The sequence below is a fragment of the Ochrobactrum sp. P6BSIII genome (assembly GCF_014138065.1).
In the GTDB taxonomy this organism is placed as follows: domain Bacteria; phylum Pseudomonadota; class Alphaproteobacteria; order Rhizobiales; family Rhizobiaceae; genus Brucella.
The window spans coordinates 148,707-169,748 of record NZ_JACGXB010000010.1 but is presented as its reverse complement, the minus strand read 5'-3'; the positions used below and the strand labels follow the sequence as shown (position 1 = coordinate 169,748).

The following is a 21,042-nucleotide window of genomic DNA, read 5'->3' as shown; positions in this document are numbered from 1 at the left end:
AAATGCTCTAATCCTTCAGGCCGGATCAGAATTCCGGCCTTCTTTACAATTCTATAGAATGGTGAATCGAGCGTTAACCATAACGGGTATCGCTGCCCGTTATGACAATTTTTACGATTTGCTCGGCTTGAAGCGGGCTAGATCAGGCTCACGAGCGCCGCTTGAAGCGTGCTGCGAAGAAACCGTCCATGCCCGCCATATGCGGATCGCCGTCGAAACGGTCCGCTGGCAGATCGGCTGGCGTGGAGCGCAGATAGCCTTCGCTGGTGAACAGCCCTTCAAGACCGGGACAATCATCAAGGGTGATCGGGTGGGGTTCCAGCATCGGATTTTCCGCCGCCTTGCGAGCCATTTCCTCGCCTTCAAGCGGATGCAGCGAGCAATTGGAAAAGACGATCACGCCGCCCGGCTTCACCAGCGTTGCGGCATGGGCCAGCAGTTTGCCCTGAAGGTCGGCAAGCTTGGTGATATCTTGCGGCGTCTTTGTCCAAGGAACGTCGGGATGACGACGCACCGTGCCGGTGGACGAGCAGGGCGCATCAAGAAGAACAGCATCGAAAAGCTCTTCCGGCGCGAAATCCATCAGGTTGGTCGCAACGGTCTTCGCCTCGTAACCAAGGCGTTCCAGATTGCCGCGCAAACGCTTCAATCGGTTTTCAGACAGATCGAGCGCGGTTACATCGGCACCTTGCTGCACGAGCTGGGCGGTCTTGCCGCCCGGTGCTGCGCAAAGATCGGCGACGCGTTTGCCTTTGATGTCGCCCATCAGGCGCGCAGGCAGACTTGCCGCCACATCCTGCACCCACCAGTCGCCTTCGGCAAAGCCGGGAAGATCGGTCAGTGCGCCTTCAACGGTCTGTACGCGAACGGAGCCGCTCGGCAACGCAATGCCGCCGAGTTTCTCGGCCCAGACTTTGGGATCACCCTTCACGGTGAAATCGATCGGCGGCTCATAGGCATGCATGGCGAAGATGGCTGCGGCTTTTTCCGGGCCGTAAGCATCGACGATGCTCTTGGAAAACCATTCAGGCACATTGCCTTCCGGTAGCAATGTGTGTGCGAGCGCGCGTTCCTTGTTGCGCGACAGACGGCGCAGCAATGCGTTGACCAGACCGGCATATTTGCGGTTGCGCGGATCGCCATTGGCGGCTTCCACCGCCAGATCCACCGCCGAATGGTCGGGAAGGTCGAGATAGAAAATCTGCGCGACGGCGACATGCAGCAGGTGCTTCAGTGCGACGGCGTTTTCCGGCAATGGCCGGTCGAGACGCTTCGAAATGGCCCGTTCGATAGCGCCGCGATTGCGCAGGCTTGCGCCCAGAATTGCGCGCACCAGCGCGCGGTCACGCGGTTCCAGCGCCAGATATTGCGGGTGGCCATGGCTGTTGTCGGTCAGTCCGTCGAGCGAGGTGTTCTTTTCAATCACTGCACCCAGCAGACGCGCCGCACATTGGCGCGCCGGCAAGCCAGGACGATCCACCACATTGCTCTGTACTAACGGCTTGTTGTTTCCGCGTTTTGGCGCGGGTTTCTTATCGTTCACGCTGTTCTACTTTATCTGGCGCGGATCTCATCCAAAAACCGCTTGGCGCTTTTTGGGATACGCTTTTAGGACCATGGGCCCCGATAGCCGGAACCGCCACTGTTGTTATCGCCTGCATTACCCCATGGACCACTACTTTGGGAAGGGGCAGCAGCGCGGGGAGCCATTCCGGCTGAGCGAATACCCATTTCTCCGGCCAGCTGTTCAAGCGCTGCGATACGATTATCGGTGTCCGGGTGGGTCGAGAAAAGATTGTCAGCACCGCGTCCGCTCAACGGATTGATGATGAACATATGCGCGGTTGCCGGGTTGTGTTCGGCATTTTCATTGACGGTAACCTTGGCGCTGCGCGCGATCTTGTTGAGCGCAGAAGACAGCCACAGCGGATTGCCGCAGATTTCCGCGCCGCGCTTGTCGGCAGCGTATTCGCGGGTACGGCTGACGGCCATCTGAACGATCATTGCGGCAAAGGGCGCGACAATCATCGCCAGAATAGTGCCGATGACACCAATGACGCCATTGCCATTTTCACGGTTGCCGCCAAGAAAGAAAGCGAAGTTGCCGAGCATCGAAATGGCACCGGCCAGCGTCGCCACGATGGTCATGGTGAGCGTGTCGCGGTTCTGCACATGCGCCAGCTCGTGCGCCATGACGCCTGCGACTTCTTCCGGCGTCAGGCGCTGGAGAAGACCGGTTGTGGCGGCGACGGCTGCATTTTCGGGGTTACGCCCGGTGGCAAAAGCATTGGGCTGGTCTTCGTGAATGATGAAGACCTTCGGCATGGGCAGACCGGCATTGGCGGCAAGCCCGCTCACCATGCGGTAATAATCCGGGGCTGTGCGCTCATCCACCTGCTGCGCATTGTACATGCGCAGCACCATTTTGTCGGAGTTCCAATAGCCGAACAGGTTCATGCCGATCGCAAACACCAGCGCGATCATCATGCCGCCGCCGCCGCCCAGCAAATAACCGATGCTCATGAACATGACTGTCATGAGAGCAATCAGCATGGCAGTTTTCGTCATATTCATGCGTCGTGGTCTCCAATTCAGCGAGAGTTTATCTCAAACAGGGTTTTGCGTCCCTACTATTCCTGCCTATATGATGGGTATCAAAAGCCTGCGCTTCAATAATAGGACTTCAGCGGATGACCGATAAACGCAACGAAACCGACATCGACGAGAACGCTGCGCCGCGCAAGTTTGACGATCTGCCTCCGGCTGCCCAGCGCGCCCTCAAGGAAGCGGAAGAACGCCGCGCTGCCGAAACGAATGCCAAAGCCCCGCGTGAAATCGGCGGGCGCGGCGGTAAGGACCCGGCGCGTTTCGGCGATTGGGAGATCAAGGGGCGCACGATCGACTTCTAAGCTCGTAAGCTTGGGATATTCCCGCTCCTGCGGCCTGCAAATCGCGTTCTTCTGCGCTTCCGGTGCTCATGTACTTAAGTACACTCCGCTCCGGTCCTCGAAGACCACGATTTTCGGCATGCAGGACCGAAAATCTCACCAAGCTTTGGCGGTAGCAGGATAAGCAAGAAGGCCGGGAAATTCCCGGCCTTCTTGTTTTACTTTTTGTTCTGACGGTTGGCGATCAGATCATCCACGACGCCTGGATCGGCGAGAGTCGACGTGTCGCCCAGTGAGCCAAAATCGTCCTCGGCGATCTTGCGCAGGATACGGCGCATGATCTTGCCCGAGCGGGTCTTCGGCAGGCCGGGCGCGAACTGGATTTTGTCCGGTGTCGCGATAGGGCCGATTTCCTTGCGCACATGCTGGGTCAGCTCCTTGCGCAGCTCATCAGCATCCTGCGCCTCAGCGCCCGTCATCAAGGTGACGTAGCAATAAATGCCCTGTCCCTTGATCGGGTGCGGATAGCCGACAACGGCTGCTTCCGAAACCGAATGATGCGAGACGAGTGCCGATTCGATTTCCGCCGTGCCAAGACGGTGGCCGGAAATATTCAGCACGTCATCGACGCGACCGGTAATCCAGTAATAACCGTCCTCATCGCGGCGGCAGCCGTCACCGGTGAAATACTTGCCCTTATAGGTGGAGAAGTAAGCCTCGATGAAGCGCTTGTGGTCGCCATAAAGCGTGCGCATCTGGCCCGGCCAGCTGTCGGTGATGCAGAGATTGCCGTCGGTCGCGCCATCGACCACATTGCCCTCATTATCCACGAGCTGCGGCTTGACGCCGAAGAACGGCCGCGTGGCGGAGCCGGGCTTGAGATCGGTTGCGCCGGGCAGCGGCGTGATCAGAATGCCGCCGGTTTCCGTCTGCCACCAGGTATCGACGATGGGCGACTTTTCATCGCCGACCACATGATAATACCATTCCCAGGCTTCCGGATTGATCGGCTCGCCAACCGAGCCGAGCAGGCGCAGTGATGAGCGGGAAGAACGCGTGACGAATTCATCGCCAGCGCCCATCAATGCACGGATCGCCGTCGGTGCCGTATAGAAGATGTTGACGTGATGCTTGTCGATGACTTCCCAGAACCGGCCCTGATCGGGGAAATTCGGCACGCCTTCAAACATCAGCGTCGTGGCACCATTGGCCAGCGGACCATAGACGATATAGGAATGGCCGGTGACCCAACCCACATCCGCCGTGCACCAATAGGTGTCGCCGTCATGATAGTCGAAGACATATTGATGGGTCATCGAGGCATAGACCAGATAACCGCCAGTGGTGTGCAGCACGCCCTTCGGCTTGCCGGTGGAGCCGGAGGTGTAGAGGATGAACAGCGGATCTTCCGCATTCATCGGTTCCGGTTCGCAATGCGGTTCGACGCTGGCGACTTCCTGATGATACCAGAGATCGCGACCACGACCCCAGCTGACCTTGCCGCCGGTGCGGCGCACGACCAGCACCTTGTTGACCATGACATATTGCTTGGCGGCAATGTCGATGGCGGTGTCGGTGTTTTCCTTTAGTGGAACCGGCTTGCCGCCACGCACGCCTTCATCGGCGGTGATGACGAAAGTGGACTCACAATCGACGATACGACCAGCCAGCGCTTCCGGCGAGAAGCCTGCGAAAACCACAGAATGCACTGCGCCGATGCGCGCGCAGGCGAGCATGGCATAGGCGGCTTCCGGGATCATCGGCAAATAGATCGTAACGCGGTCGCCCTTCTTGACGCCGTGCTTCTTGAGCACATTCGCCAAGCGGCAAACGTTTTCATAAAGCTCGCGATAGGTGATCTTCTTGTCGATATAGGGGTTGTCGCCTTCCCAGATGATGGCGACCTTGTCGCCACGGCTCTTCAGGTGACGGTCGATACAGTTGTAGGAGACGTTGGTAACGCCGTCCTCATACCACTTGATGGATACATCGCCGTTGAAATCGGTGTTCTTGACCTTGGTGAAAGGCTTGAACCAGTCGATGCGGCGACCGTGCTTGGCCCAGAAGCCATCCGGATCGCTCACGCTTTCCTTGTACCATTCGAGGTAGGTCTCATTGTCAATGAGCGTGTTCTTCTTTGCCTCCGGCAGTACGGGGTAAAGCTTTTCCGACATCATTTCCTCCAAGTTTCACCAACGTCCTCTCGTCAGTGCGTGGTTCGTAACCACTGTTGGGTCTTATCTAGCTTCCTAAGCTGTGAAGGTAAATTAGACGATTGGTGCGTCTCCCGTCCACAATGACGCAGGCTAAATCTTTGAATTGGCAGCACTCATAGCCATTTGTTGCTAACATATTGTTTTTACACTTTAAAAACCATTTGGAGTGATTATCTCAAATCCAGGAGCCGAATATATGGCTCTTCACAAAAAGGGGAAATCGCCATGACGACGTCCGCTTTTCACGCGAAATCGGCCTTCGAACTGCAACTCGCCGGTTATGGTTTGACGACGGCAAAACTCTTCTACCACATGCCGGACCATCCGCATCTGCTTCAGCTGTTTGTCTGGCAGGAATATGATGTCGCACCGGAATTTCCGGTGCTGCACCATTTTATCGAGTTCTGGAAACGGGAGATCGACGGGCCGCTGCATTCGGTGACCTATACGCATTGCCGCTTGCTCGGCCCATCGGACTGGAGGAATGTGCAAGGGGAGATCGTTCTGCACTGATCGATAATGTGAGCAAACAGGCAACCGAGGCCATATGACGCTTCCGCATCTGACCAATCCGGGCAAGGCACTGCTTTATGCCTCGAAGACATTGCTCGGTTGCCTTATTTGCTGGTTCGCGCTTCACTGGGTGGGGATTGAGCATCCGATCTGGGCCGTGATTACCGTCCTGATCATTTCCGATCCGGATGTGCGGGCGACACTGGCATTGGCGCAGGCGCGGGCGATCAACACGGCGGTCGGTTGTTCCATCGGGATGCTGACGATCTGGATATTCGGTTATTCTCCGCTGGCCAGCCTGTTCGGCGCGGCATTGACGGTGCTGCTCATCCTGATGATCGACAAATATCCGATCAACTGGCGGCTGGCGCCCGCAACCGTGGTGATTGTCATGGATGCGGGACGCTTTGCCCAGACGCGCAATGAGGAGTTGCTGCTCGCCCTTTCAAGGCTTGTCGAAATCGCGCTTGGATGCGCCGTGGCGATTGCGCTTGCCTGGGTCTATACGCGGATCATCGGTCGCATCAAAGCGCACAGTGAGGTTCAGGCCGGAGACGTATAGGAACGTCCGCCAAAAATCGCCGAGCCGACACGAACCGAAGTTGCGCCGAAGCCGATGGCGGTTTCATAGTCGCCCGACATGCCCATGGAGAGCTTTTCAACACCAGCCTCGCGGGCGAGCTTTTCCAGCAGGGCAAAATGCGGTCCCGGATTTTCATCTGCCGGTGGAATGCACATCAGTCCTTCGATGGCGAGGCCATGTTCGCTGCGGCAGCGGGCGACAAAGGCAACGGCATCCTTCGGTGCAATGCCGGCCTTCTGCTCTTCCAGACCCGTATTGACCTGCACATAGAGTTTCGGGCTCTTACCCTGCTTGTTGATCTCGTCGGCAAGGGCTGCTGCGATCTTCTCGCGGTCAACCGTTTCAATGACGTCGAACAGGGCAACGGCATCGGCGGCCTTGTTCGATTGCAGAGGACCGATCAGATGCAGTTCAACGCCGGAATAATCATCGCGCAGTTCAGGCCATTTGGCTTGCGCTTCCTGCACGCGATTTTCGCCGAAGACGCGCTGTCCGGCATCGAGCGCCGGGCGGATCGCATCCGCATCGAAGGTTTTCGACACGGCGACGAGCGTGACCGAGCCTTTGTTACGATGCGCTTCTTTTTCGGCAGTGGCGATTGCGGCCTTGACCGTGTTCAGGTTCGTGACGATATCTGACATGAAACTCTCGCTTTCAGGCTTTTCATCCGCAAAAGGTTGACGCTTTCGCCAATACGTGGTGAAGGTCGCCATTAAATATCGACTCTCCTTATTGCATCACCTTCGTACGAGTAAATACGGACATGGCAGCCGAACGTTATAATCCGCGCGTGGCGGAAGCTCACTGGCAGAAAGTCTGGGAAGAAAACCGGACTTTCGAAACGGACAACAGCGATCCGCGCGAGAAGTATTATGTGCTTGAGATGTTCCCCTATCCATCGGGGCGCATCCATATGGGCCATGTGCGCAACTATGCGATGGGCGATGTCGTCGCCCGCTACAAGCGTGCCAAGGGTTTCAATGTGCTCCATCCGATGGGCTGGGACGCGTTCGGCATGCCTGCGGAAAACGCGGCGATGCAGAACAAGGTGCATCCGAAGGAATGGACCTACCAGAACATCGACACGATGAAGCGCCAGCTCAAGTCCATGGGCCTGTCGCTCGACTGGTCGCGCGAATTCGCGACCTGCGATGTGGAATATTATCACCGTCAGCAGATGCTGTTCATCGACCTGTTCGAAAAAGGTCTGGTGACGCGCAAGACCTCCAAGGTCAACTGGGATCCGGTCGACAATACCGTGCTTGCCAATGAGCAGGTGGTGGATGGTCGCGGCTGGCGCTCTGGCGCGCTGGTCGAACAGCGCGAACTGACGCAGTGGTTCTTCAAGATCACTGATTTCAGCGAAGAGTTGCTGGCCGGTCTCGATACGCTTGACCAATGGCCGGAAAAAGTTCGCCTGATGCAGCGCAACTGGATCGGCAAGTCGGAAGGCTTGCAGGTTCGTTTCGCGCTCGACGGCAAGACGGCGCCGGAAGGCTTCTCGGAGATCGAGGTTTACACGACGCGTCCGGACACGCTGTTCGGCGCGGCTTTTGTCGCGATTTCTGCCGATCATCCGCTGGCCAAGAAGCTTGCAGAAAACAATGCGTCGCTCACCGGCTTCATCGAAGAATGCCACCAGCATGGCACCTCACTTGCAGCGCTTGAAACCGCTGAAAAGAAGGGCTTCGATACTGGCGTCAAGGTCAAGCATCCGTTCGACGAGAACTGGGAGCTGCCGGTCTATGTCGCCAATTTCGTATTGATGGAATATGGCACAGGCGCTGTGTTCGGCTGCCCTGCACATGATCAGCGCGATCTGGATTTCGCCAACAAATATGCGCTGAAGGTAACACCGGTCGTTCTGCCGAAGGGCGACGATGCTGCGACTTTTGCCATCACCGACACGGCTTATACCGATGACGGTGTGATGATCAATTCGCGCTTCCTCGATGGTTTGACGCCGGAAGCAGCCTTCAACGAGGTCGCAAACCGTCTGGAACAGTCCACGCTCGGCAATCAGCCGCAGGCGGCTCGCAAGGTGCAGTTCCGTCTGCGCGACTGGGGCATTTCGCGCCAGCGCTATTGGGGCTGCCCGATCCCGATGATCCATTGCGAGAGCTGTGGCGTCAATCCGGTGCCGCGCGCCGACCTGCCGGTCAAGCTGCCGGATGATGTCGATTTCGACCATCCGGGCAATCCGCTGGACCGTCACGCCACGTGGCGTCATGTGAAGTGCCCGAAATGCGGCGGCGAAGCCCGTCGCGAGACGGACACGATGGATACGTTCGTCGATTCGTCCTGGTACTATGCGCGCTTCACGGCTCCTTGGGAAAACGAGCCGACGGATCGTGCGATTGCTGATCGCTGGCTGCCGGTCGACCAGTATATTGGCGGTGTCGAACACGCGATCCTGCATCTGCTCTATTCGCGCTTCTTCACCCGCGCCATGAAGGCTACAGGTCATGTCGGTCTGGACGAGCCTTTCAAGGGCCTGTTCACGCAGGGCATGGTCGTCCACGAAACCTACAGGGCCGATGGCCAGTGGGTTGCGCCTGCCGATATCCGCATCGAGGACGCTGACGGCAAACGCACGGCAACCCTGCTGGATAGCGGCGCGCCGGTCGAAATCGGTTCCATCGAGAAAATGTCGAAGTCGAAGAAGAATGTCGTCGATCCCGACGATATCATCTCTTCTTATGGTGCAGATACTGCGCGCTGGTTCATGCTGTCCGATTCGCCGCCTGAGCGTGACGTGATCTGGACGGAAGCAGGTGCTGAAGGTGCGCATCGCTTCGTGCAGCGCGTCTGGCGTCTGGTGTCGGAAGCGGCCGAGCATCTGAAAGATGTTGCGCCCAAGACCGGTTCGCAGGGCGAAGCCCTTGCCGTTTCCAAGGCCGTGCACAAGACGGTCAACGCTGTTGGCGACGATATTGAAAAGCTCGCCTTCAATCGCGGCGTTGCGCGTCTTTATGAGCTGGTGAATGCGCTTGCAGCACCGTTGCAGCTTGTCGCCTCGGACAAGGCCGATGACGAGCTGAAGGGCGCCGTTCGTGACGCCACGGAAAAGCTCATCCAGATGCTCGCGCCGATGATGCCGCATCTGGCCGAACAGTGCCTGACGGAACTGGGCGGCAAAATCGCCGGACAGGAAACGTTGGTCGCCCGCGCGCCATGGCCGGCATTCGATGCCGCATTGGTGGTGGAAAACGAGATTGTGATGCCCGTGCAGATCAACGGCAAGAAGCGTGGGGATTTGACAATCGCCCGCGACGCTGATCAAGCTAGCATCCAACAGGCGGTGCTCGAACTTGACTTCGTCAAGGCTGCGCTCAACGGGGGCTCGCCGAAGAAGATTATCGTGGTGCCGCAAAGGATCGTCAATGTCGTTGCCTGATCGTTTCCTCTCCGCAATCAAGACTTTCCGCGTCGCTTTTGTGGCTGTGGGAGCTGCGGCTCTTCTGGCTGCCTGCACGGTGCAGCCGCTTTATTCGTCGGGCGGCGGCGCTGGTGGTTCGATCGGTGGCAGCGTGACGCCGGATATGCGTACCAAGCTTGCTTCCGTGTCCGTTGATGCGGCTCATGACGTATATGGTCAGCAGGTTCGCAATCGCCTCATCTTCCTGTTGGGCGGTGGTGCTGGCGAGCCAGCCAATCCGATGTATCGTCTCAGCCTCGGCTTGAGAACGAGTACGATTTCCGCCGTGAGCGTGGATATCGGCGATCAGACCGACCGTACGGGCCGTCCATCGGCTGGTATTGTCAAGGCGACGTCGAATTTCGTGCTGCGTGACAAGGACGGCAAGCCGCTTGCCACGGGTACACGCACGACGGGCGCTTCCTTCGATCGTCCGCGTCAGGAATTCGCAAACCTTCGTGCAGAACGCGATGCGCGCAAGCGTGCAGCAGAAGAGCTGGCCGAGCAGGTTTTCCTAGCACTGGCGCAGAAGCTCTCGAAGCTCTGATCGGTTCTTTGGTCTGAAATCCAAAAAGCGGCGCTTCCAAGCGCCGCTTTTTTTTATTTCTTTTATTGCAAAAAGGCTCAAGGAATTCAGCAAGGTAACATCGCTGTTCCCTGCAAACATTTTTATAACTCCTTGTTTCAAATGAACTAATTTACAATTTGCATATTGCCCGAGGCGTGACGCGAAAAATGGGAAGGGACTTGCCCGAAGCGTCATGCACGAAAGCCGCTCGGTATTGCCGTCGGTTCAATCATAATTTCAGGAGTATTCAGATGATGCGATTTTCAGACGTTTTGCGAGGCGCGGTCTTTGCGGCAATAGGCGTGGCGGGGCTCGCCGTTGCTGGCCCGGCAGCGGCACAGGAAAAAGCGGCACCGCTGAAGTGGCAGTTTTTTCAGGCCGACGAGAATGGCTTCAACCGGACACCGGTTCTGTTGACCGGAGAGAAAGAGGCCATTCTTCTCGATGGTGGTTTCACCTTCTCCGATGGCAAGGCGGTTGCCGAGAAGATCAAGGAAACCGGCAAGAAGCTGACCACGGTCTATGTCAGCCAGAGCGATCCCGACTATTATTTCAATCTGCGTGAAATCCAGTCGGCTTTCCCGGATGTCAAAATCATTGCTGCCCCTGAGGCCGTTGCAGCCATCAACGGCAATGTCGAGACAAAGCTGAAGGTCTGGGGACCGCAACTCAAGGAGAATGGTCCGCAGAGCCTGTCCGATCTTGTTCTGCCGCAGGCATCGGATGAGAAGACACTCACGCTGGAAGGCAACGAGATCGAGGTTGTTCCGGCTGAAGGCATGAAGAACCGCCGCTATCTCTGGGTGCCATCGCTGAAGGCCGTGTTCGGTGGTGTTCTGATCGGCGCAGGCGAACATATCTGGCTGGCCGATACGCCAGACCTGGCGCAGCGAGAAGCTTGGATCAAGACGCTGGATGCGATTGCCGCACGCAATCCTGAAGTCGTTGTCCCCGCCCACATGAAGGCTGGTTCTGCAACCGATGTTTCTGCGATCAAATTCACCCGTGATTATATCGCTGCGTTTGATGAAGAGGCCGCGAAGGCCAAGGACAGCGCAGAGCTTATCGCCGCGATGAAGAAGCGCTATCCGGATCTCGGTGGCGAAAGCAGCCTGGAACTGGGGGCCAAGGTCATCAAGGGCGAGATGAAATGGGAATAATGCGCCGGCAAAGCACAATCGGCTCTCAGCCCGGACTGTACGTAACAGCCTTGGCTGGTTGATTGGAATTTGTGGTTCGTATCAAGATCGATATAAAGGGCGGCACGGTTTGTGCCGCCCTTTATTGTGTTAGCCTGTTGCGGAGATCATGCGCCTCGTTTCCTTTTCGGCCAAAGGCTATCGTTCGCTGCGTTCTGTCCGGTTTGATCTTGGGCAGGTGACGGTGTTCGTCGGTGAAAACGGCGCTGGCAAATCCAATCTCTATCGGGCTTTGCAACTGATCAAGGCGGCTGCTGAAGGCAATTTTTCGACAGAGATTGTCCGGGAAGGCGGCATGCAGTCGGCCATGTGGAGCGGCGGTCGTCGCAAGCACGAATCGGCGCGGATTATTCTGGAAGCGGATTTCGAGGATGAAAGGCTGGCATCGCGCCTGTCCTATCGGATCGAGGCGGGTTTGCCGCCACCAGTATCCGGAGCCTTTCCGTTCGAGCCGCAGATCAAGGAAGAGCAGCTCAATCTCGATACAGGTCGCCGCCCGGTCGATCTCATGGATCGGCGCGGCCCGGCGGTTTTTGCCCGCGACGGGGAGGGGCGGCGCATTGAGCATCCCGCGCGGCTTCTGACATCGGAAAGCGGGCTGGCGGTGCTCGGCCAGTCGGGGCATTATCCGGAAATCGGCGACCTCTCGGCGCAAATGCGCGGATGGCGCTTTTATCACGGCTTCAGAAGCGATCGCGACGCACCGGCGCGTCAGCCTTCCATCGCGGCCACAGCGGCAATGCTGGACGAGGATGGCGGCAATCTCGCCTCAGTCTTCGCCACGCTTGCTCATATCCGTCAGGATACGGTCGATCTCGACCGTTTTATCGCAGAGGCGCTGGATGGCGCTCAACTGGTCGTTCCCTATCCGGAGGAAACCGCCAGTTTCGGTCTGAATTTCCCGGCTTTCCCGCCCCGCATTTTTCGTCCCGGTGAATTATCGGACGGACAGATTCGCCTGCTGGCGCTGGCCGGCGCGCTTCTGTCCTATCGTCTGCCGCCGCTGGTTGCGCTGAACGAGCCCGAGGCGAGCCTGCACCCGGATATGATCCCGTCACTGGCCAGAATGATCGCGCAGGCATCCGAACGCAGCCAGATCTGGGTGGTGACCCATTCCAGCGCGCTCGCCCAAGCCATTGCCGAGCAATGCGGCAGCAGGCCGATCCGCGTGAGCAAGCAGGATGGCGAGACGGTTCTGGAATAGTGAGCCGCAATAAAAAAGGCGGGCCATAAGCCCGCCTTCCATCTGTCTGGCAAGATCGCTGATTAGGCGATCTTCTGGCCGGTCTTCGCCCAATCGGCGAGGAAGGTTTCGAGGCCCTTGTCGGTCAGCGGATGCTTGACGAGCGCCTTCAGCGTTGCCGGAGGTGCGGTCACGACATCGGCGCCGATAAGCGCTGCTTCCTTGACGTGATTGACGGTACGAACCGAAGCGGCAAGAATTTCGGTGCGGAAATCGTAATTGTCGAAGATCGTGCGGATTTCGGCGATCAGTTCCATGCCGTTGACGCCCATATCGTCGATACGGCCGATGAACGGCGAAACGAAGGTCGCGCCGGCCTTGGCGGCGAGCAGTGCCTGATTGGCCGAGAAGCAGAGGGTCACATTGGTCTTGTGGCCGTCCGAGGTCAGGGCCTTACAAGCCTTGAGGCCGTCGAGCGTCAGCGGCAGCTTGATGCAGATATTGTCTGCGATCTTGGAGATGACGGCCGCTTCCTTCATGATCTGCTCATACTCGGTCGCAGCAACCTCAGCCGAAACCGGGCCCTTGACGAAGGAGCAGATTTCCTTGGTAACTTCAATGATATCACGACCCGACTTCAGGATGAGGGACGGGTTGGTGGTCACGCCATCGACCAGTCCGAGGTCGTTCAGTTCGCGGATTTCCTTGACGTCCGCAGTGTCCACGAAAAACTTCATAACAGCGTTCCTCCATAATGAGCGCGGGTGGTTTTTGGGAGCTAAATCCATTTAAGTCCCGGAAGGTGGCTTTTCTTTAGCGCAAAGCCGCGCCAAGGTCACGCGATCATGTCGAAAGATTCGCACGATATTGCTAACCCCGTTCAAGGCCTCTTTCCGAGCCTCGCGCCGCGCGTGGTTCCGGTGTTGGTGCCTATGCCAGCAGAACGGCCTTATTCTTATATGGTCCCGGAGGGCATGAACGTCCAGCCCGGGTCGATCGTGCGCGTCCCTCTCGGACCGCGTGAAGTTGCGGGTATCGTCTGCGAAGGCGAAACCGATGCGGTCGATGCCAAAAAATTGCGATCTATTTCTGAAGTTTTCGATTGTCCGCCGGTGGATAGCGAGATGCTTCGTTTCATGCGCTGGGCAGCGGACTATACGCTTTCTCCGCCCGGCATGGTGGCGCGCATGGTATTGCGCGTGCCTGCGGCCTTCGATCCCGAGCCATCGGTACCGGGCTTGCGCTATTCAGGCGGCGAGCCAGAACGCATGACCGACGCCCGTGCGCGAGTGATGGAGCTTGCTCGCGACGGGCTTGCCTGGACGCGATCCGGCCTGGCCCATGCGGCTGGTGTTTCGACGACGGTCGTGGAAGGGTTGAAGGCGCAAGGCATTTTCGAGGAAGTGATGCTGCCGCCGCCCGCCGTGGTGGCGAAACCGGATACGGAATATGCCCGCGCGACGCTTTCGGAAGACCAGCAGGCAGCAGCAGAAATGCTCTCTGATTCCGTCGCGGCAGACTGTTTTTCCGTTTCGCTTCTTGATGGTGTCACTGGCTCCGGCAAGACCGAAGTTTATTTCGAAGCCGTCGCCAAGGCATTGGAGCAGGGCAAGCAGGTGCTGATTCTCCTGCCGGAAATCGCCCTGACGCAGCAGTTTCTCGACCGGTTCCACAACAGGTTTGGAGCCAAGCCCGCCGAATGGCATTCCGACCTTGCGCCACGCACGCGTGAGCGTGTCTGGCGTCAGGTCACGGAAGGTACGGTGCGCGTGGTCGCAGGCGCACGCTCCGCGCTGTTTCTGCCCTTCAAGGAACTGGGCCTGATCATCGTCGACGAGGAACATGATCCGGCTTACAAACAGGAAGACAGGGTCTTCTACAATGCCCGCGATATGGCTGTCGTGCGCGGCCACATTGGCGGCTTTCCAGTGGTGCTTGCCTCGGCCACGCCCTCGATCGAAAGTCAGGTCAATGCGGATCAGGGCCGTTACAAGCGAATCAAGCTTTACGGGCGCTATGCGGAAGCTGCGCTTCCCGATCTGAAGACCATCGACATGCGGCGCTCACCGCCGCCGCCGGGGCGCTTTCTGTCGCCTGCGCTTACCGAAGCCGTCGGCAAGACGGTGGAGCGCGGCGAACAGGCGCTGCTGTTCCTCAACCGTCGTGGTTACGCGCCGCTGACCTTGTGCCGCGTCTGCGGCCATCGCTTCCAGTGTCCGCAATGTTCAAGCTGGCTGGTCGAGCATCGCTTTCGCGGCCAGTTGATGTGCCATCAATGCGGCTATCACGAGCCGACGCCCGAAGCCTGCCCGGAATGCGGCACCCTTGATCATCTGGTCGCCTGCGGTCCGGGCGTAGAACGCATCGCGGAAGAAGTTGCGGCGACCTTCACCGACGCGCGAATCATAGTGCTTTCGTCTGATATGGCGGGAGGCGTGAAGCGGCTGCGTCTGGAACTCGATGCCATTGCGAAGGGTGAGGCGGATATCGTCATCGGCACCCAGCTTGTCGCCAAGGGGCACAATTTCCCCAATATGACGCTGGTGGGCGTGGTGGATGCCGATCTGGGGCTGGCCAATGGCGACCCGCGCGCCGCCGAACGTACCTTCCAGCTTCTCAATCAGGTGACCGGGCGCGCAGGCCGAACGGGCCGCAAGAGTCTCGGTCTGATCCAGACTTACCAGCCGGATCATCCGGTTATGCGCGCCATCGTCAGCGGCGATACCGAGGCGTTTTATGCTCGCGAGATCGAGGAGCGGGAGCGTAGCGCGCTGCCGCCATTCGGGCGGCTGGCCGCGCTGATCATCTCTGCCGATAATCGTCCGGATGCTGAAAATCATGCCCGCGCCCTTCGTCGTGCAGCACCGTCCTCTTCGGAGATTTCGGTGCTCGGTCCAGCCGAAGCACCGCTGGCGCTGGTGCGCGGAAGGCATCGTTTCCGGATATTGATCCACGGGACAAAACGCGCGGATATTCAATCCTTTATCCGCGCTTTGCTGGCGGCTTCGCCAAAGGAACGAGGGTCTATCCGCGTTCAAGTGGACATAGATCCCCAGAGTTTCTTGTGACCGGAACCGGCATGGAATCTCGGAGAATTATCCGCTATAGGGCCTAAAACGAAGAAGGTGAATACGATGGAATTCTATCTTCCCACCACGACCGGCGAATGGCTCGCCTGGAGCTCGGCAGCCGTGACCGCCTTTGCGGGCATTGTCATGCTTTTCGCGCCCGGCATCACCATGAAGCTGTTGCGGTTGCAGCCGATCAATGCCCGTCCGGAAGCCTTCAGCTCCATCCGCGCGGTGCTGGCTGGTCCTTATCTCGCTCTCGGTCTTGGCGCTCTCATCTTTGCACAGCCCTACCTGTGGATCGTTTTGGGTGTGGCATGGGGCTTTGCGCTGTTCGGTCGCTTCATCTCGATGATGTCCGATAGGGGCGGCACTATCTATAACTGGTTGGCAGGAATTGTAGAATTCCTTCTGGCCGCCGGGCCATTGCTCTACGCTTTTGGCTTCATCGGTTAACCCTGCGACTTTTTTGATCTGAAAACGCGACAAAACTTACACAAAAGTGCGGGATTCGCGTGTTGCGAGTCCTGTTCGTCTATGCTAGACGGCAATCACATTTCGGTGTTGACGTGCTCGCGCGTCAGTGGTTTTCCGGAAACATTCAATAAAATCATCGGCTTGGCGTCCTGAGCAATAATGGGCCCCAAAAGGATGGTTTCAACGTAGAGAGCAGGTTGTTCGTGGCTGAAACGTCTTCGCTCATTTCAGGTGTGGCACAGCGTTACGCCGGATCGCTTTTCGAGCTGGCGCTCGAAGCCAAGTCCGTTGCTGCTGTGGAGAAAGATCTTGTTCGTTTCGAGGCGCTTCTGAGCGGAAGCGAGGACCTCAAGCGTCTGATCTCCAGTCCGGTATTTTCTTCGGAAGACCAGCTCCATGCGATCGGCGCCATTGCCGACAAGGCGGGCATCACGGGTCTGGTCGGAAATCTCCTGCGCGTCGTCGCAGCGAACCGCCGCCTTTTCGCCCTGCCGGGCATTATCGCCGCATTCCACAAGATTGCTGCTGAACATCGCGGAGAAGTTTCCGCCGATGTCACTTCCGCGCATGCGCTCACCGCTGCGCAGGAAAACGAATTGAAGGCAACGCTGAAGAGCGTGGCCGGCAAGGACGTGACGATTAACGTCACCGTCGATCCGTCGATCCTCGGCGGTCTTATCGTCAAGATGGGTTCGCGTCAGATCGACACGTCCCTTCGCACCAAACTATCTTCTCTCAAGCTTGCACTGAAAGAGGTCGGCTGATGGACATCCGCGCTGCGGAAATTTCCGCTATCCTGAAAGAGCAAATCAAGAACTTCGGCAAGGAGGCTGAGGTCTCCGAGGTCGGTCAGGTTCTGTCCGTCGGCGACGGTATTGCTCGCGTCTATGGTCTGGACAATGTTCAGGCTGGTGAAATGGTCGAATTCCCCGGCGGCATTCGCGGCATGGCGCTCAACCTTGAAAACGACAACGTTGGTGTCGTTATCTTCGGTGCCGACCGTGACATCAAGGAAGGCGACGTCGTTAAGCGTACCGGCGCCATCGTTGACGTGCCGGTTGGTCCGGGCCTGCTGGGCCGCGTCGTTGACGCTCTCGGCAACCCGATCGACGGCAAGGGCCCAATCGTTGCTACCGAGCGTCGCCGCGTCGACGTGAAGGCACCGGGCATCATCCCGCGCAAGTCGGTTCATGAGCCAATGTCGACCGGCCTCAAGGCTGTTGACGCTCTGATCCCGGTTGGTCGTGGTCAGCGCGAGCTGGTCATCGGTGACCGTCAGACCGGCAAGACCGCCATCATTCTCGACACCTTCCTGAACCAGAAGCCGATCCACGACAACGGCCCGGACAGCGAAAAGCTTTATTGCGTTTACGTTGCTATCGGCCAGAAGCGTTCGACTGTTGCTCAGTTCGTCAAGGTTCTCGAAGAACGCGGCGCTCTCGAATATTCGATCGTTATCGCTGCTACCGCTTCCGATCCGGCTCCGATGCAGTACCTCGCTCCGTTCGCAGGTTGCGCAATGGGCGAATACTTCCGTGACAACGGTCAGCACGCTCTCATCGGTTATGACGATCTGTCCAAGCAGGCTGTTGCTTACCGTCAGATGTCCCTTCTGCTTCGTCGTCCTCCGGGCCGTGAAGCTTATCCGGGCGACGTTTTCTATCTGCACTCGCGTCTTCTCGAGCGCGCTGCAAAGCTCAACGACGAAAACGGCGCTGGCTCGCTGACGGCTCTGCCGGTCATCGAAACCCAGGGCAACGACGTTTCGGCCTTCATTCCGACCAACGTGATCTCGATCACCGACGGCCAGATCTTCCTCGAAACCAACCTGTTCTATCAGGGTATCCGCCCGGCTGTTAACGTCGGTCTGTCGGTTTCGCGCGTTGGTTCTTCGGCTCAGGTCAAGGCCATGAAGCAGGTTGCCGGTTCGATCAAGGGCGAGCTCGCCCAGTATCGTGAAATGGCCGCTTTCGCACAGTTCGGTTCGGATCTCGATGCCTCGACCCAGCGTTTGCTGAACCGCGGCGCACGTCTGACCGAGCTTCTCAAGCAGCCGCAGTTCTCGCCGCTCAAGACGGAAGAACAGGTTGCCGTGATTTTCGCCGGCGTGAATGGCTATCTCGACAAGATCGCCGTCAACCAGGTTGGCAAGTTCGAAGCAGGTCTTCTTTCTTCGCTGCGCACCGAGCACAAGGATGTGCTGGATGCGATCCGCGATCAGAAGGCGCTCACCGACGACATCAAAGCAAAGCTCAAGGCAGCGGTCGACGCGTTCGCCAAGTCTTTTGCTTGAATTTTGTGACGGGATGAACGGATGCCTTCACTAAAGGATCTGAGAAACCGTATCGCCTCGGTCAAGGCGACGCAGAAAATCACCAAGGCGATGCAGATGGTCGCCGCGGCGAAGCTGCGCCGTGCCCAGGAAGCTGCGGAGGCCGCACGGCCTTACTCGCAGCGCATGGGCGCCGTTCTCGCGAATATCGCGCAGAATGTCAGCGGCGAAGATGCACCGGCATTGATGGCCGGTACGGGTAAGGACGACGTGCATCTGCTCGTCGTCTGCACTGCAGAACGTGGCCTTTGCGGCGGTTTCAACTCGCAGATCGCACGCCTGGCGCGCGATCATACCCGCAAGCTCCTCGCTGAAGGCAAGACGGTCAAGATCATCACGGTCGGCAAGAAGGGCGCAGATATTCTGCGTCGCGAATTTGCCTCTCTGATCATCGACCACGTCAATTTGCGCGAAGTCAAGCAGCTCGCTTTTGTGCATGCCGACCAGATCGGCCACAAGGTGATCGAGCTGTTCGAACAAGGCGCATTTGATGTCTGCACCCTGTTCTATTCCGAATTCAAGTCGGTGATTGCACAGATCCCGACTGCACAGCAGATCATTCCGGCTTCGGCTGGCGATGTTGCGCAGGCGGACACTGCAGGCGATGCGATTTATGAGTACGAACCTGATCCTGCGGCGATCCTGAGCACGCTGATCCCGCGCAATATTTCGGTCCAGATTTTCCGCGCTCTCTTGGAAAATGTGGCGGGCGAAATGGGCGCGAAGATGAGCGCGATGGACAATGCGACGCGTAATGCCGGTGACATGATCAACAAGTTGTCGATCACGTATAATCGTCAGCGTCAGGCTCAGATCACCAAGGAACTGATCGAAATCATTTCGGGCGCGGAAGCGCTCTAGGGTTTACCGCACGGTCTATCCGGGAAGTCTGCAACTTTTCGGGACCATGCTAACGGAAGGTAAGGATCGATGGCAAAAGCAGCGACCCCGAAAACTACCGCCGCGGCCGAAGCAAAGCCGGCAGCGGCGAAGAAGGCTCCGGCCAAGGCTACACCGGCTAAGGCGGCTGCCGCCAAATCTCCGGCAAGCAAGTCTCCTGCAGCTCCCAAGGCTGCAACGACCGGCGCAGTCGGCAAGATCACTCAGGTCATCGGCGCTGTTGTCGACGTACAGTTCGAAGACGGTCAGCTTCCGCTGATCCTCAACGCTCTGGAAACCGACAATCTGGGCAACCGCCTGGTTCTCGAAGTTGCGCAGCATCTGGGCGAAAACACCGTTCGCACCATCGCCATGGACTCGACCGAAGGTCTGGTTCGCGGTCACGAAGTGCGCGACACCGGCAACCCGATCATGGTTCCGGTTGGTGAAGAAACCCTCGGTCGCATCATGAACGTCATCGGCGAGCCGGTTGACGAAGCTGGTCCGATCAAGACCACTGCCCGTCGTGCGATCCACCAGGAAGCTCCTGAGTATATCGAACAGTCGACCGAAGCTGAAATCCTCGTAACGGGCATCAAGGTCGTCGACCTTCTCGCTCCTTACGCCAAGGGCGGTAAGATTGGTCTGTTCGGCGGTGCCGGAGTCGGCAAGACCGTTCTCATCATGGAACTGATCAACAACGTTGCTAAGGCGCACGGCGGTTATTCGGTATTCGCTGGCGTTGGTGAACGTACCCGTGAAGGTAACGATCTTTACCACGAAATGATCGAATCGGGCGTTAACAAGCTCGGTGGCGGTGAAGGCTCCAAGGCCGCACTCGTCTACGGTCAGATGAACGAGCCTCCGGGTGCGCGCGCTCGCGTTGCTCTGTCGGGTCTGACGGTTGCCGAAAACTTCCGTGACAAGGGCCAGGACGTTCTGTTCTTCGTGGACAACATCTTCCGCTTCACGCAGGCTGGTTCGGAACTTTCGGCTCTTCTCGGCCGTATTCCTTCCGCTGTGGGTTATCAGCCGACGCTGGCAACCGACATGGGCGCGATGCAGGAACGCATCACCACGACGACCAAGGGTTCGATTACCTCGGTTCAGGCAATTTACGTTCCTGCCGACGATTTGACTGACCCTGCACCGGCAACGTCGTTCGCTCACTTGGACGCGACCACCACGTTGAACCGTTCGATCGCTGAAAAGGGTATTTACCCGGCTGTGGATCCGCTGGAATCCACGTCGCGCATGCTCGATCCGATGATCGTTGGTGAAGAACACTACGCCGTCGCCCGTCAGGTTCAGTCGATCCTTCAGCGCTACAAGTCGCTTCAGGACATCATCGCCATCCTCGGCATGGACGAACTGTCGGAAGACGACAAGCTGACCGTTGCGCGCGCTCGTAAGATCGAACGCTTCCTGTCGCAGCCGTTCTTCGTTGCTGAAGTCTTCACGGGTTCGCCAGGCAAGCTGGTTGACCTCGCCGACACCATCAAGGGCTTCAAGGGCCTTTGCGCAGGTGAATACGATCATCTTCCAGAACCGGCCTTCTACATGGTCGGCTCGATTGAAGAAGCGATCGAAAAGGCGAAGAAGCTGGCTGCCGAAGCCGCTTGATGAATTGAGTTTCCCGGTGGGCCGACAGGCCCACCGAGACGACCTCTTCATTTGTTTGAGCACGATTTTTTCGAAAACCGGTTTCCAGTTTCGGG

18 protein-coding genes are annotated in these 21,042 nt (G+C 58.0%); 13 read left to right on the top strand and 5 right to left on the bottom strand.

Annotated features, from left to right (window positions below; all coding sequences use genetic code 11):
- Positions 1-148: 148 nt before the first annotated feature.
- Entirely contained in the window at positions 149-1,543 is a 1,395-nt protein-coding gene (locus FHW00_RS15610; RefSeq protein ID WP_078339563.1) for an RsmB/NOP family class I SAM-dependent RNA methyltransferase, read from the bottom strand.
- A gap of 65 nt (positions 1,544-1,608) precedes the next feature.
- Positions 1,609-2,574, bottom strand: a complete 966-nt coding sequence (htpX, locus tag FHW00_RS15605) for a zinc metalloprotease HtpX (protein WP_078339562.1) — start codon at positions 2,572-2,574, stop codon at positions 1,609-1,611.
- Positions 2,575-2,690: 116 nt separating this feature from the next.
- Here htpX and FHW00_RS15600 point away from each other — a divergent pair, with 116 nt between their 5' ends.
- Positions 2,691-2,909 (top strand): DUF1674 domain-containing protein, encoded by a 219-nt coding sequence (locus tag FHW00_RS15600; RefSeq protein ID WP_078339561.1) that lies wholly within the window; start codon positions 2,691-2,693, stop codon positions 2,907-2,909.
- A 197-nt stretch (positions 2,910-3,106) separates the two neighbouring features.
- On the opposite strand, the gene acs is transcribed toward FHW00_RS15600, so the two are convergent.
- Entirely contained in the window at positions 3,107-5,062 is a 1,956-nt protein-coding gene (acs, locus tag FHW00_RS15595) for an acetate--CoA ligase (RefSeq protein WP_078339560.1), read from the bottom strand.
- Positions 5,063-5,329: 267 nt separating this feature from the next.
- On the opposite strand from acs, the gene FHW00_RS15590 reads away from it, so the two are divergent.
- Positions 5,330-5,617 (top strand): usg protein, encoded by a 288-nt coding sequence (locus FHW00_RS15590; RefSeq protein WP_078339559.1) that lies wholly within the window; start codon positions 5,330-5,332, stop codon positions 5,615-5,617.
- A 34-nt stretch (positions 5,618-5,651) separates the two neighbouring features.
- Positions 5,652-6,179: an FUSC family protein gene (locus FHW00_RS15585; protein ID WP_078339558.1), complete on the top strand. Its 528-nt coding sequence runs from the start codon at positions 5,652-5,654 to the stop codon at positions 6,177-6,179.
- Here the strand turns inward: FHW00_RS15585 and FHW00_RS15580 are convergent.
- Complete coding sequence (locus FHW00_RS15580) at positions 6,161-6,841, bottom strand: YggS family pyridoxal phosphate-dependent enzyme (protein ID WP_078339596.1); 681 nt, start codon at positions 6,839-6,841, stop codon at positions 6,161-6,163. The two genes, FHW00_RS15585 and FHW00_RS15580, sit on opposite strands and share 19 nt — an antisense overlap.
- A gap of 122 nt (positions 6,842-6,963) precedes the next feature.
- Between FHW00_RS15580 and leuS the strand changes: the two genes are divergently transcribed.
- The 4 genes from leuS (at position 6,964) to FHW00_RS15560 (ending at position 12,589) form a co-directional block, all read left to right on the top strand.
- Positions 6,964-9,597 carry a leucine--tRNA ligase gene (leuS, locus tag FHW00_RS15575; RefSeq protein ID WP_078339557.1) on the top strand — a complete coding sequence of 878 codons (2,634 nt, stop codon included), beginning with the start codon at positions 6,964-6,966 and terminating at the stop codon, positions 9,595-9,597.
- Positions 9,584-10,165 (top strand): LPS assembly lipoprotein LptE, encoded by a 582-nt coding sequence (gene lptE / locus FHW00_RS15570; protein ID WP_078339556.1) that lies wholly within the window; start codon positions 9,584-9,586, stop codon positions 10,163-10,165. The genes leuS and lptE overlap by 14 nt, the downstream gene beginning before the upstream one ends.
- Before the next feature lie 275 nt (positions 10,166-10,440).
- Entirely contained in the window at positions 10,441-11,346 is a 906-nt protein-coding gene (locus FHW00_RS15565) for an MBL fold metallo-hydrolase (protein ID WP_445557951.1), read from the top strand.
- A 148-nt stretch (positions 11,347-11,494) separates the two neighbouring features.
- Positions 11,495-12,589, top strand: a complete 1,095-nt coding sequence (locus FHW00_RS15560; RefSeq protein WP_078339554.1) for an AAA family ATPase — start codon at positions 11,495-11,497, stop codon at positions 12,587-12,589.
- A 62-nt stretch (positions 12,590-12,651) separates the two neighbouring features.
- Here FHW00_RS15560 and fsa read toward each other — a convergent pair whose 3' ends face one another.
- A complete protein-coding gene (gene fsa, locus FHW00_RS15555; RefSeq protein WP_078339553.1) occupies positions 12,652-13,305 on the bottom strand; it encodes a fructose-6-phosphate aldolase in 654 nt (217 codons plus the stop codon).
- 108 nt (positions 13,306-13,413) lie between these two features.
- Between fsa and FHW00_RS15550 the strand changes: the two genes are divergently transcribed.
- From FHW00_RS15550 to atpD, 6 genes are all read left to right on the top strand, one after another.
- The gene (locus tag FHW00_RS15550; RefSeq protein WP_113534755.1) at positions 13,414-15,636 is read left to right on the top strand and encodes a primosomal protein N'; all 2,223 of its coding nucleotides are present in this window, start codon (positions 13,414-13,416) and stop codon (positions 15,634-15,636) included.
- A 66-nt stretch (positions 15,637-15,702) separates the two neighbouring features.
- Complete coding sequence (locus FHW00_RS15545; protein WP_078339552.1) at positions 15,703-16,092, top strand: AGROH133_08824 family phage infection protein; 390 nt, start codon at positions 15,703-15,705, stop codon at positions 16,090-16,092.
- Between the two features lie 224 nt (positions 16,093-16,316).
- A complete protein-coding gene (locus FHW00_RS15540) occupies positions 16,317-16,877 on the top strand; it encodes a F0F1 ATP synthase subunit delta (RefSeq protein ID WP_078339551.1) in 561 nt (186 codons plus the stop codon).
- Entirely contained in the window at positions 16,877-18,406 is a 1,530-nt protein-coding gene (atpA, locus tag FHW00_RS15535; protein ID WP_078339550.1) for a F0F1 ATP synthase subunit alpha, read from the top strand. Before FHW00_RS15540 ends, atpA begins: the two co-directional genes overlap by 1 nt.
- 21 nt (positions 18,407-18,427) lie before the next feature.
- Positions 18,428-19,306: a F0F1 ATP synthase subunit gamma gene (locus FHW00_RS15530; protein WP_078339549.1), complete on the top strand. Its 879-nt coding sequence runs from the start codon at positions 18,428-18,430 to the stop codon at positions 19,304-19,306.
- A 69-nt stretch (positions 19,307-19,375) separates the two neighbouring features.
- On the top strand, positions 19,376-20,947 hold the full coding sequence (gene atpD, locus FHW00_RS15525) for a F0F1 ATP synthase subunit beta (RefSeq protein ID WP_078339548.1): 1,572 nt from the start codon (positions 19,376-19,378) through the stop codon (positions 20,945-20,947).
- Positions 20,948-21,042 lie beyond the last annotated feature (95 nt).